The 12,335-nt window shown below is 65.8% G+C and carries 11 protein-coding genes; 5 read left to right on the forward strand and 6 right to left on the reverse strand.

Annotated elements, in window-relative coordinates; translation table 11 throughout:
* Positions 1-151 precede the first annotated feature (151 nt).
* On the forward strand, positions 152-1,651 hold the full coding sequence (locus DFR29_RS17400) for a catalase (protein WP_425598848.1): 1,500 nt from the start codon (positions 152-154) through the stop codon (positions 1,649-1,651).
* Positions 1,652-1,744: 93 nt separating this feature from the next.
* The gene (locus DFR29_RS17405) at positions 1,745-2,320 is read left to right on the forward strand and encodes an ankyrin repeat domain-containing protein (RefSeq protein ID WP_133819900.1); all 576 of its coding nucleotides are present in this window, start codon (positions 1,745-1,747) and stop codon (positions 2,318-2,320) included.
* 53 nt (positions 2,321-2,373) lie between these two features.
* On the opposite strand, the gene DFR29_RS17410 is transcribed toward DFR29_RS17405, so the two are convergent.
* On the reverse strand, positions 2,374-3,315 hold the full coding sequence (locus tag DFR29_RS17410; RefSeq protein ID WP_133819901.1) for a ferritin-like domain-containing protein: 942 nt from the start codon (positions 3,313-3,315) through the stop codon (positions 2,374-2,376).
* Positions 3,316-3,487: 172 nt separating this feature from the next.
* Between DFR29_RS17410 and DFR29_RS17415 the strand changes: the two genes are divergently transcribed.
* Positions 3,488-4,060, forward strand: a complete 573-nt coding sequence (locus DFR29_RS17415) for a YdeI/OmpD-associated family protein (RefSeq protein ID WP_133819902.1) — start codon at positions 3,488-3,490, stop codon at positions 4,058-4,060.
* 113 nt (positions 4,061-4,173) lie between these two features.
* On the opposite strand, the gene DFR29_RS17420 is transcribed toward DFR29_RS17415, so the two are convergent.
* From DFR29_RS17420 to ygiD, 3 genes are all read right to left on the reverse strand, one after another.
* Entirely contained in the window at positions 4,174-5,166 is a 993-nt protein-coding gene (locus DFR29_RS17420; RefSeq protein ID WP_133819903.1) for an aldo/keto reductase, read from the reverse strand.
* 153 nt (positions 5,167-5,319) lie between these two features.
* A complete protein-coding gene (locus DFR29_RS17425) occupies positions 5,320-6,540 on the reverse strand; it encodes a GNAT family N-acetyltransferase (protein WP_133819904.1) in 1,221 nt (406 codons plus the stop codon).
* A gap of 33 nt (positions 6,541-6,573) precedes the next feature.
* The gene (ygiD, locus tag DFR29_RS17430) at positions 6,574-7,365 is read right to left on the reverse strand and encodes a 4,5-DOPA-extradiol-dioxygenase (RefSeq protein WP_133819905.1); all 792 of its coding nucleotides are present in this window, start codon (positions 7,363-7,365) and stop codon (positions 6,574-6,576) included.
* 528 nt (positions 7,366-7,893) lie between these two features.
* On the opposite strand from ygiD, the gene DFR29_RS17435 reads away from it, so the two are divergent.
* Positions 7,894-8,586 (forward strand): outer membrane beta-barrel protein, encoded by a 693-nt coding sequence (locus DFR29_RS17435; RefSeq protein WP_133819906.1) that lies wholly within the window; start codon positions 7,894-7,896, stop codon positions 8,584-8,586.
* A 102-nt stretch (positions 8,587-8,688) separates the two neighbouring features.
* Here the strand turns inward: DFR29_RS17435 and DFR29_RS17440 are convergent, their stop codons facing one another.
* On the reverse strand, positions 8,689-9,291 hold the full coding sequence (locus DFR29_RS17440; RefSeq protein ID WP_133819907.1) for a DUF1579 domain-containing protein: 603 nt from the start codon (positions 9,289-9,291) through the stop codon (positions 8,689-8,691).
* A gap of 131 nt (positions 9,292-9,422) precedes the next feature.
* Here DFR29_RS17440 and DFR29_RS17445 point away from each other — a divergent pair, with 131 nt between their 5' ends.
* On the forward strand, positions 9,423-11,327 hold the full coding sequence (locus tag DFR29_RS17445; protein WP_133819908.1) for a vWA domain-containing protein: 1,905 nt from the start codon (positions 9,423-9,425) through the stop codon (positions 11,325-11,327).
* A gap of 360 nt (positions 11,328-11,687) precedes the next feature.
* On the opposite strand, the gene DFR29_RS17450 is transcribed toward DFR29_RS17445, so the two are convergent.
* Positions 11,688-12,329, reverse strand: coding sequence for a YiiX family permuted papain-like enzyme (locus DFR29_RS17450; RefSeq protein WP_208113631.1), 642 nt, complete (start codon positions 12,327-12,329; stop codon positions 11,688-11,690).
* Positions 12,330-12,335: the final 6 nt, after the last annotated feature.

Here is a 12,335-nt window from a genome sequence, read left to right on the forward strand (position 1 = left end):
CGCCATCGACTATAGGCAGCGACTATAGAGTTGATCGTATCAATCGATTTCCCCGATACCCAGGCGCGCCTGATACTCGGCCCCGGGAGAGCGGCAGTCCTCGTTCGATAGCAGAGGCATGCCAATGTATACAAACACAACAATGCGGTGGCTGGCGCTGGGTATGGCCGCCATGGCGGGAGTTGCGCAAGCGCAGGGAACCTTGACCCGGGACAACGGTGCGCCCGTCGGGGACAACCAGAATTCGCAGACGGCGGGCGCCGGTGGCCCCACCTTGCTGCAAGACGTGCAATTGATCCAGAAGCTGCAGCGCTTCGACCGGGAACGTATTCCCGAACGCGTCGTACATGCGCGCGGCACCGGCGCGCACGGCGCGTTTGTCGCCACGGCGGATATTTCCGCCCTCACCAAGGCCGCCGTGTTCGCCAAGGGCACGACCACGCCGGTGTTCGTACGCTTTTCCACCGTGATCCACGGCCAGCATTCGCCGGAAACCCTGCGCGATCCGCATGGCTTCGCCACCAAGTTCTATACCAGCGAAGGCAACTGGGACCTGGTGGGCAACAACCTGCCGATCTTCTTCATCCGCGACGCGATCAAGTTTCCCGACATGGTGCATTCGCTCAAGCCGTCGCCGGCAACCAATATCCAGGACCCGAACCGCGTCTTCGATTTCTTCTCCCACGTACCCGAATCCACCCACATGCTGACGCGCGTGTACTCCGACCTCGGCACGCCGGCCGGCTACCGCTTCATGGATGGCAGTTCGGTGCATGCCTACAAGTTCGTCAACGCCGCGGGCGAGTACCGCTACGTGAAGTTCCGCTGGGCCAGCAAGCAAGGCGTGAAGTCGCTCGATGCGAAACAGGTCACCGAAGTGCAGTCGCGCGATTTCAATCACCTGACGCGCGACCTGGTCGACGCAATCGCCCGCAAGGAATTTCCGCAATGGGATTTGTATATCCAGGTGCTCAAACCCGAGCAGCTGGCCGCATTCGACTATGACCCGCTGGACCCGACCAAGATCTGGACCGACGTGCCGGAAAGCCAGATCGGCACGCTGACCCTGAACCGCAATCCCGCCAACGTGTTCCAGGAAACCGAGCAGGCCGCGTTCGCACCGGCCAACCTGGTACCCGGCATCGAGCCGTCGGAAGACCGCCTGCTGCAGGGACGCATCTTTTCCTATGCCGATACCCAGCTCTACCGCGTCGGTACCAACGGCCTGCAGCTGCCGATCAACCGGCCCAAGGGCACGGTGCTCAACGGCAACCAGGACGGCGCGGCGAATTTCGGCGCGACCACGACCGATGTGAACTACCAGCCCAGCCGGCGTTTTCCGATGAACGAGAACGCCCAGGCCAAATACAGCAGCCTGCCCCTGAACGGCACTACGCAGCAGGCGCGCATCCAGCGCACGCTGAATTTCCGCCAGGCCGGCGAGTTCTATCGCACGCTGGACGCGACGGCGAAAAAGAACCTGATTGCCAACCTGGCCGGCGACCTGGGCCAGGTCACCGACGCCACCACCAAGACCACCATGCTGGCGCACTTCTACAAGGCCGATGCCGACTACGGCACACGCCTGGCGCAGGCGGTCAAGGGCGATGTCGCCCAGGTCCGTCGCGTATCCGAATCGCTGGCTGAGTAAGCCGGCGTAGCCCGCCGCCGCCGCGCAGCCGCTCTCCCAAGACGGAGCGGCGGCGGCGGGCACCTTGTAGTTGTCCACATTGAGGAGAATTCCATGCGTATTCTGTTCGCACTGCTGCTGTCGCTGCTGGCTGCAACCGCCTGGGCGCAGCCGGGCACCGGCACGCTGGACGCAGCCAGTGTCCAGCACTACCTGTTCGATGCCGCGCGGGCGGGCAAGACCGACCTCGTCGCCGATCTGCTCAAGGCCGGCGCACCCGTCGATGCGGCCAACGGCGCCGGGCATACGGCGCTGATTCTCGCCGTCTACAACGGCCGGCTGGACACGGCCGACACGCTGCTCAAGGCCGGCGCCGATCCGAACCTCGGCGACCGCCGCGGCAATACCGCGCTGATGGGGGCGATCTTCAAGGGCGAGGAAAGCCTGGTGCAGCGCCTGCTGGCCGATCCGCGCACGCGGGTGGATGCGCGCAACGGCGCCGGCCAGACCGCCGCGATGTTTGCGGCGCTGTTCGGCAAGCGCAGCGTGATCGAACAGCTGGCCGCGCGCGGCGCGGATTTCGCCCTGGCCGATGCGGCGGGACAGACAGCGCAGAAGCTGGCCTTGCAGCAGGGCAATGGCGAGCTGGCGGCGTATCTGCAGCAGTTGTCGGGAAAACCGCGTCACTGACCCGGCACGCCACAGTACAAGGCATCACCACGAGCGCCGCGGCAAGCCGGACACTAGCGCGGCAGATACTTGCCCGGTACACAACGGCTGGCCCGTTCCTGCCGCGGCTTCGCCGCAGCGGCCGGCGACGCCCAGCGCTGGCGCAGCTGCGCACTACGCAAGCACGCCGCACTGATGCCACCACGCACGCGCAGGCCCAGCCACAGCCCGGCCGCCAGGCCGCGATTGAGCCACTCGTTGCGCCGCCCCAGCAGCACCGGCCCCAGCAGCCGCGCAGCAAAGTACAGGTGTTCATAGCGATACAATGGATATAGAGCGGCCTGGTAGCGCCGCGTCACCGCCTTGCGGCCATAGCCCGGCGTCGGCGGCGATTCGACCAGCCAGGCCGCGAACATGATCTGGTCGTCGCTGAGCTCCAGCATGCGGCCCAGGCCGACGCGCAAGCGCTGCCACAGCGACACGCGGCTGCGCTGCCCTTCTTCGTCCAGCATGGCCAGGAACATGCCGTAGTGGCGCGCTTCGTCCTGCGCCAGGGTGTTCAGCAGGGTGCGGCCGGTTTCGTCGCTGCAGGCGTCGCGCAGCACGCGGTAGAAGGTGCTGGCCAGTGCCTCGACCACGCAGCGCGCGATCAGCTCGCCGGCAATGTCGCCGCGCACCGAGCTGCCGTCACAGGCGTGGTAGTGAACGCCGGCCAGATAGGCCTGCATCAGGCCGTCGAAGGGAAACTCGGCGCGCAGCGATTCGCACAGGCGCCGCAGCGCGCGGCCGTGTTCGCGTTCCTCGCCGTTCCAGCCGTCGATGGCTTCGCGCCAGCGCGCATCGCGCGGCGCGAATACGGCGCGCAGGTAGTCGCCGTACTGATCGGCGCGCGACTCCACCAGCGCGGTCGTACGCAGGATATGCAGCAAGGCATCGCCATAGCCCTCGCGCCGCACGCGGGAATAGGCGAAATCGGTATGCCGCCAGGGACGCGCAGCGGGTTTGAGAAAGTTCATGCAAGGCTCCGGCAACGAGGCCTGCAGCGTCACGCCGTCGGCGGCCGCCGGACCGGCGCGGATCGGGCGAGTTCAGGCAAGTTCGGGCGGCGCCGGGGCAGCGTGCATCGCCGCTGGCGGTGGCGTGCGCGGGTTTGCATACTGCGCTTCCGCCCCTGCCGCCGCATTGCCCATGGAAGCGCGCTATTTCCGCACACCGGCCGAGTTCCGCCGCTGGCTGCACACGCATCATGCGAAGGAAACCGAACTCTGGGTCGGCTTTCACAAGGTCGGCAGCGGCGAAGCCAGCATCACCTGGCCGCAGTCGGTGGACGAGGCGCTGTGCTATGGCTGGATCGACGGCCGCCGCCAGCGCATCGACGAGACGCGCTATCGCATCCGTTTCAGTCCGCGCAAAAGCAGCAGCATCTGGAGCGCGGTGAATGTCCGGCGCATGGCCGAACTGGAAAAGGCCGGGCTGGTACAACCCGCCGGCGCCAAGGCATTTGCGGCACTGCGCGCCGACCGCACCCAGGTGTATTCGCACGAGCGCCGGCCGGAAAGCCTGGATTCGCCCTACCGCGAACAGCTGCAGGCCCATGCCGTAGCGGCCGCTTTCTTCGACGCGCAGAACGCGTCGTACCGGCGCGCCTGCTGCAACTGGGTCAATGGCGCCAAGCAGGAAGCGACGCGGCAGCGCCGCAACGACAGCCTGGTCGAGCATTGCGCACGCGGGGTGCACCTGGCGCAATTCACGCGGCGCTAGGCACGCGGCAGGCACCCAACACTTAGCTTTCTATCCTTTGCTGCACCGTCCTCGCTGCACATAGTCCCCTCGCAACGCTCGCCATGACGGCCCGCGTCGCGACGGCGATCCGCTCAGCGGTCGACCAGCTTTTGCAGGTGCTCGGGATAGCGCGCGCCCTGTACCGGTATCTGCGCCGCCGCGGCGGAGATGCTGTCTATCTCGCCAGCACTCAGTTCGACCGTAGCGGCAGCGAGGTTTTCCTCCAGCCGGTGCACCTTGGTCGTGCCCGGGATCGGCACTATCCACGGCTGCTGCGCCAGCAGCCAGGCAATGGCGATCTGCGCGCGGGTCGCCTGTTTCTGTGCGGCGATGCTGCCGAGCAGGTCGACCACGGCCTGGTTGGCCTTGCGCGCCTCGACGGAAAAACGCGGAATGCCGCTGCGGAAATCGCCGCTCTCGAAGGAGGTGTTCTCGTCCATCGCACCGGTGAGAAAGCCCCGGCCCAGCGGGCTGAACGGAACGAAGCCGATGCCCAGCTGCTGCAGCGTCGGCAGGATTTCGGCCTCGGGCTCGCGCCACCACAGCGAATACTCGCTTTGCAGTGCCGTCACTGGCTGTACCGCATGGGCGCGGCGAATCGTCGACGCACCGGCTTCCGACAACCCGAAATGGCGCACCTTGCCCTGGGCGATCAGGTCTTTCACCGCGCCGGCCACGTCCTCGATGGGCACGTTCGGATCGACGCGGTGCTGGTAGAACAGATCGATCACGTCGGTGCGCAGGCGCTTGAGCGATGCCTCGGCCACCTGGCGGATATGCGCGGGCCGGCTGTCCAATCCCTGCTGCTTGCCGCTGGCGGCATCGATGGCGAAACCGAATTTGGTCGCAATGACGACCTGGCTGCGCACGGGTGCCAGCGCCTCGCCCAACAGTTCCTCGTTGGTGAACGGGCCGTAGACCTCGGCGCTGTCGAACAAAGTCACGCCGCGCTCGACCGCCGCACGCAGCAGCGCGACCGCCGTTTTCTTCTCGGTGGGCGGGCCGTAGCCGGAACTCAGCCCCATGCAGCCCAGGCCGATGGACGAAACCGCCAGACCGCCTTGGCCGAGCCTGCGAGTCTTCATGGACTGTCTCCTATTGCCACGGCAGCCGCCCGCTCCGGGCGCCGGCCTGTTTCACGAAACCGACGACGAACCACTACCCGCCTCGCCGACGGCAGCGCACCCACGCCCCGGTAGCCGCACCGGTGCACCGATCGCGCTGTCGGTGCCGCGACGTCAGCCATGCGTTTCCTTGAACGGCGTGCGATGCGGCGCGGCCTCGGGCTGCACGCGGGTGAAGACCTCGCGCACCAGCGCGTTCACCGCCGGCAGGCGGTGGCGCAGCCAGACATGGCTGGAATACGCGCTCGCCCCCAGCGCCGCCTTCGGCTCGGCGGCGGTACGGCCGAAACTCAGTTCGCTGCAGCCCAGCTCGATCGCGTCTTCGATCAGGCTCTGCAGCAGGCGCAGATACAGCGGCACGTTGGCGTTGACGGCGTAGTCCAGGCCGACGTAATAGCCCAGCGCGCGCTCGCCGTCCTTGATCAGGGTGATGAAACCGGCGATATGTTCGTCGTTGCGGATCAGCGTCGTGCGCATGCGCGCCGGGCCGGCCAGCGCCGCCAGCGCGCCGAAGTAGCCGCGCGGCAAGGACGACAGGCGTGTCGTGGCGCGCTGTTCCACCGCGCTGTACAGCGCATGCAGGCGCTCATCGTGCGCCGCCGCGTCGGCATTGCGTTCGACCCGGTAGCCGGCGTCCTGTACCTGCTTGGCCACTTTCTTGGCCTTGCTGCGGTAATTCGAATTGAGGTCGGCCAGGTAAGAAGTGAAATCTTTCCACTGCGGACGAATGACCATGGCCATTTCCGGCTCGGTCGCCAGCGGCCGGTAGCTGAAATCGCGCAGGGGTGCGGCGCCCGCATGCCGCGCGTCGTCGAGGTCCTTGATCATCACGTAGTCGATCTGGCCGTGCAGACGGTCGGCACGGCGGATGCGGTACAGCGCCTCGGCCACGCCGTGCCACAGCACCTGCGGCTCTTCGTCGGCGGCAAAGGCCAGGCCGTGGAAACCGCTGGAAACCAGGCTGCCGCAGACCAGCAGGCGCGTACGCAATTTTTCCAGCGCCTTCTTGCGCACGCGCGATTCGGGCAGGTTGGCCATCTGGTCGCCGCGCACTTCCAGCACCTGGGCGGCCAGCGCCACGATGGGCCGGCCGTCGCGATAGACCAGGGCATAGCGCTGCTGCATGCCCTCGGGCGCATAGGTCTCCAGCAGGCGGCGGTAGTCGCGCGACATGAAGAACGAAGCGCCCCGGGTCAATGCATCCCAATGTTGCGGATTGAGAAAATCCACTTTGTCGGCCAGCGCGCAATCCAGGCCGCCCGGCCGCGCGCGCTTGTCGTGCCGCTGCATGGCGGCCTTGATCTCGTCTACTGCGCCGCGTAGGCCCTTGGCCATGTTTGCATCCTGCTGAGGTCGTGTGGGGCCGATTCAATCAGCCCTGGGGGAAAAACGCACGCTGCGCATCGACAGGGAACCCATGTCGAAGCCTTCGATCGGGAAATCGACGCGGTCATCCGCATCGCTGGCGCCGACGGCGTAGAGCAGCGGCAGGAAATGTTCCGGCGTGGGATGCGCCATGCGGCCGTCTTCGCCGGCGAAGATCTCCGCAACCGTCTCGCGCTGGCCGCCAAGCAGCGCCTGCGCAATGGCGCTGTCGAAACGCGCCGCCCAGTCCGGGGTACGCGTATCCCCGGCCCGCCAGGCGCGGAAGGCATGGCCGAGGTTGTGGGTGATATTGCCGCTGCCGAGAATCAGCACACCCTGGTCGCGCAGGGGCTTGAGTTGCGCGGCGAGGGCTAGGTGCTCGCCCGCGCTGGCGCGGCTGTCGAGGCTGAGCTGCAGCACCGGCACATCGGCAGCCGGATACAGATGGCGCAGTACGCTCCAGCTGCCGTGGTCCAGGCCCCAGTCGTCCAGCGCCTGGATGCGGCCCGGGCTCAGCGCCGCAATCTGCGCCGCCAAGGCCGGGTCGCCGGGCGCCGGGTAGTTCACTTCGTACAGGGCCGGCGGAAACCCGCCGAAATCGTGGATGGTCCTGGGCCGGGCCTGTGCGGTCACGCGGCTGCCCGCTTCGACATAGTGCGCCGACACCGCCAGGATGGCGCGCGGCTGCGGCAGGCTGGGCGCCAGCTCGCGCAGCGCGCGGCTCCAGCGGTTGTCCTCGATCGCGTTCATGGGCGAACCGTGGCCGATAAACACGACGGGCAGGCGGGCATTCATGACAGGCATCCGGCAAAAGAATCCGGGCTATATCGGGGTGCGATCGTGCGCATCAAGCCGGCGAAGCCAGACCTGCCGCCGACGGCACCGGCGACCGCCAACCCGCGGCGGACAACGTCGCCTTTCCGGGTATTGCGGCGGTGGGCTTGGGGGATATGGCGGGTGTCCGCGTCACAGCCTTAGTCAATCCCATGACGCGCGACCGTACGAGAGCAAGCGATGCAGGCGGCGTTCAAGGCGCCCCCGTGAGATGGCGCTGTTAGGCCGCCGCCTGCATCGGCCGCGATTGTGCGCTGGCCTGCGCCGTGGCAGTGCCTGCCAGAGGTCAACATTCGTGCCGGGCCCGGCGTTTCCGCGGGTTTTGCACGGCAAGGCCGCTGCCTGCAGCATCGCTTGGCCTGTGCTAGCGTGCCGGCGGCCGTGTCAGGGAAGTGCGGCGGGTGAATCGGCAGAGAACGTTTGCGGGCTGATCCATGCGGCTGCGCAGCGCTCGCAGCACACGAACTTTGTTTTTCTGGAGATAGCGACATGTTGAAGAAACTACTTGTAATCAGCCTGCTCGGCGCTGCCGCAGCCAGCACTGCCCAGGCCGCATCGCCCGGCTTCTACGTCGGCGCCGGCATCGGCCAGGCGCGCTACGACGACACGATTCCCACGCAGATCCGCGACGCCTACCGCAACGATCCGGGCTATTCCTTCGTTTCCGCCAGCATGGTCGACGACACCGACCAGGCCTGGAAGATCTTCGGCGGCTACCGCATCCTGCCCTGGCTGGGCGTGGAGTTTTCCTGGGTCGACCTGGGCGAGGTGCGCAGCAATTTCGTGCTGCGTTCGCTGGTGCCGCTGACCAACGCCAATGCCGTCATCGACGGCCGCTACAAGATTTCCGGCCCCAGTGGCACGGTATTCGGCGAACTCGACTTCACCGACAATTTCTCCGGCCTGCTGCGCGTCGGCCTGTACAACGCCAAGCTCGACTACAGCGAAGGCGGCCTCAACGCCGACAATTCGCCGCACAGCTACAGCCATTCCGACAGCACCACCAAGATCACCTACGGCCTGGGCCTCAACGTGCGCGTCAACCCGTCCTGGGACGTACGCCTGGACTGGGACCGCTACACCGACGTAGGCCGCCGCTTCGCGCTGCGCAACGAAACCAACGGCCGCTTCGACCATATCGACCTGATATCGCTGAACCTGGCCTACCGCTTCGGCCAGTAAACCCGTTTCGGGAAAAAGAAGCGGGGGGATCGCTGCGGGCAAATACCTCTGGATGGTGCCTGCAGCGGCCCCTCGCTTCTTCTTTTTTCCCGTTGTTGCTTTCTACTCGCGGCGGTAGTCGATATTCATAGTGCGGGTTTCCTTGCCGTCCTTGAATTCGTACCAGTCGAAGCCGTAGTGCTTGTCGTCGTAGATGCGCATGACCTGGCGCACCTTGACGATGTTCTGCGGCTTTAGCGGATCGGGCATTTCACCGAGGAAGGTCCAGGCGTTGCTGGCCTTGTCGTAATCACCCCAGGACAGCCAGAAGCCGGTCGAACCCGAGTCGATCCAGGTGCTGAAGAACTTGCCGCGCAGGTTGTCGAAACCGAGCTGGCCCTGGCCCTGGAACGGCTGGCCGAAGAACAGCCCTTCGAAACTCATGGTCACATAGCGGCCGCCGTAGATCGCCACGGCCTTGGATGACCCCGTGCTTTCCAGCGCCGCTGCGGCCGAGTCCATCCAGACCTGGCTTTTGGTCTTCCAGCTGCCGACGAAATAAGCCAGCTGCTTGTGTTCCGGACGCAACTCGCTCATGCGCTGGTAGGCGTCGGCCTGGGCCTTCTGCTCGGCCGTCATGGGCGGTGCGGCCTTGTCCTCGGCCGCAGCCGTGGCGGCCATTCCTGCCAGGAAGATACTTGCAACGACTGCGACTGCGCGCTTCATGCCTGTCTCCTGTCGGTGCCCGGATGGGCGCGCCGATGATAGCGGCCATCGAAAAAAGAAATCCGCGTCGCGCCAACCCCGCCTGCCGAAAGCCGCCGTTGTACCGCCACCCCACACGACGGAGCACGACCATGCGCAGCACTTCCCTGAGCCTGGCGATAGGCCTCACCCTGGCAATCGGCCTGGCTGGCTGCAGCCAGAAATCTTCCCCGCTGCAAGACGGCGTCGTCAAAAAGGAAGACGACCGCGCCCAAGGCGAAGTGCAGGCGCAGCTGGCCGAAGCACGCGCCGACAAGGAAAAATCCGCCAGCGGCAAGGACGCCGCGATCCGCGACGAGATCGTCGCCGTCAGGCCGGTGACGCACCCCGAACCCGGCACGCCGCCACCGCCGGCGATGTCCCTGCCAAAACCTGCTACCGAACTCGCGGCCCAGCCATTGGAAAGCCGCAAAGCCATCGACAACTATTCCGGCCTGATGCGTCACCGGGCCGTTCGCAGCACGACCCCAGCCGACGCCAAGGCCGGCGCCCCCGCGTTCACCAACGCGGCGCCGATGGTCACCGCACCGCCGGCCACCCCCGAACCAGCCAATACCGAACGCTATCAGGACCACGCCGACAATCCGCTGCAGATTGCCGCCGACAACCCGGTGTCCACTTTTTCCATCGACGTCGACACCGGCAGCTATACCAACGTCCGGCGCATGCTCAATGCCAACCAGCTGCCGCCTTCCGACGCCGTTCGCGCCGAGGAATTTCTCAACTATTTCGACTACGGCTACGTTCCTCCGGCCCGGCGCGACGTACCGTTCAGCGTCACCACCGAACTGGCCGCCGCGCCCTGGAATGCCGGACGCAAATTGCTGCTGGTCGGCATCAAGGGCTACGAAGTACCGCGCGGCGATATTCCGCCGTCCAATCTCGTCTTTCTGATCGACACCTCCGGCTCGATGAACTCATCGGACAAACTGCCGCTGCTGCGCGATGCCTTCAAGCAGCTGGTGCCGAACCTGCGCGAACAGGATCGCGTTTCCATCGTCGTCTACGCCGGCAGTGCCGGCCTGGTGCTGCCGCCGACACCAGGCAACCAGCACCAGCGCATCCTGGAAGCCCTCGACGGCCTTTCCGCCGGCGGCTCTACCAACGGCGGCGCCGGCATCCAGCTGGCCTATGCCATGGCGAAACAGTCGCTGATCAAGGGCGGCGTCAACCGCGTCGTACTCGCCACCGACGGCGACTTCAACGTCGGCACCACCGACGACACGGCGCTGAAAACCCTGGTGGAAAACGAACGCAAGAACGGCGTCGCGCTGACCACGCTCGGCTTCGGCGCCGGCAACTACAACGAACAGCTGGCCGAACAGCTGGCCGACATCGGCAATGGCAACCACGCCTACATCGACACCCTGGCCGAAGCGCGCAAGGTACTGGTGGCGGAAGCCGGCTCCACCTTGTTCACCATCGCCAAGGACGTGAAGATCCAGGTCGAGTTCAACCCGGCCGTGGTCGCCGAATACCGCCTGATCGGCTACGAAAACCGCGCCCTGCGCCGGGAAGATTTCAATAATGACAACGTGGACGCAGGCGAGATCGGCGCCGGCCACGACGTGACGGCGCTGTACGAGCTGAGCCTGGTCGGCGACGGCAGCGGCCAGGTCGATCCGCTGCGCTACGGCGGTGGCGACAAGCCGGCCAACAGCGTCGGCGCGGCAGAAATTGCGTTCGTCAAACTGCGCTACAAGCAGCCGGACGAAGACAACAGCCGCCTGATCGAGCGTCCGGTGCGCAAGAGCGAACTGCGCGACAGCGCCAGCGAAAACCTGCGTTTTGCCGCGGCAGTGGCGGCGTTTGCCGACAGCCTGCGCGGTGGCAGCCACCTGGGCAAATTCGACCTGGGCCAGGTAGCGGCTCTGGCGCGCAACGCCCGCGGCAAGGATGCGGACGGTTATCGCGCGGAATTCATCAAGCTGGTGGAAACGGCACAGCGGTTGAAAGGCGACGAGAAAGCGCAGGCAGTCGCGGTGATTGCGGATTGAGGACGGATATCACGCCGGGTAGCGTCGATCTGCAGCGGTGCGTGAAGCCGTCGATCTGCGCCCTAAGCCCTTTCGTCCAAACGTTTTGGGGGGAGAGGGTTGGGAGAGGGGCAGGCATGGCTGCCAGGCCCGGCGTGTGATTTTCGGCGTACGCCACGCGTGTTTGTGCTATCGGCGACAAACGGAATGTCGAGGAAGATTCAAGCGCCTGCACCCTCTCCCCCACGCTTCGCTTGGGGGAGAGGGTGCTTTCCTGCCTCTGAACCTTGTCGCCAGGACCATGGCTTTCCCTGTCTTTTCCCTATCATCAATAGCAAAAAATCTGATTTTCCATTCGGTACAAATCGTCCGGACAAATCCTTAGTGCTCTACCACCGTCCGCAACAGATCACTGTCGAACATCGCCGCCGGCGAAATCACCGTCTCGTCCAACGGGATGCGCTCGCCGTAGCGCTGGCGCAACTTGGCCTTCACCACCGGCGTATCCAGGTCGAACTGGCGCAGCAGCTGGGTCTCTCCCAGGCGCACGCCGAACGCGCGCTGGTAGGCCTTCCACACCAGCTCGGAGCAATAGATGCGCTGGTCCGACCACTCGAATGTCAGGTCATACGGTTTGCCCTGCAGGGCCAGCGCTTCGCGGCGCAAGCGCGCCGCGCCGTGCGCGTCGAGCCGCGTATCCGCTTCGGTCCAGCGTTTGGCGACGTAATGTCCGCCATCGCCCCGCGCGATCCATTGCGGCAGCGGCGTGAACTTCACCGTGGCCGCCGCTTCCAGCACAAACGGTTTGCCGTCCTGGTGCAGCACCAGCCCCATATGGCTATAGCGCGAGTGCGTGGCACGCTGGATGGCGGCGCTCTGCGCCGAGCGCGAGGTGTGGAAGAGGATGTCGCCATCGCGCAAGGCCGGCTCGGCCGCGTAGGCGCCTGGCAGCAAAACAAACAGGCCCAACAGCAGGGTGCAGATAACCAGAGAACGATGCAAAGTAGGGGCAACCATCGACATGGGTGA

The sequence above is a fragment of the Tahibacter aquaticus genome (genome assembly GCF_004363655.1).
GTDB lineage: Bacteria > Pseudomonadota > Gammaproteobacteria > Xanthomonadales > Rhodanobacteraceae > Tahibacter > Tahibacter aquaticus.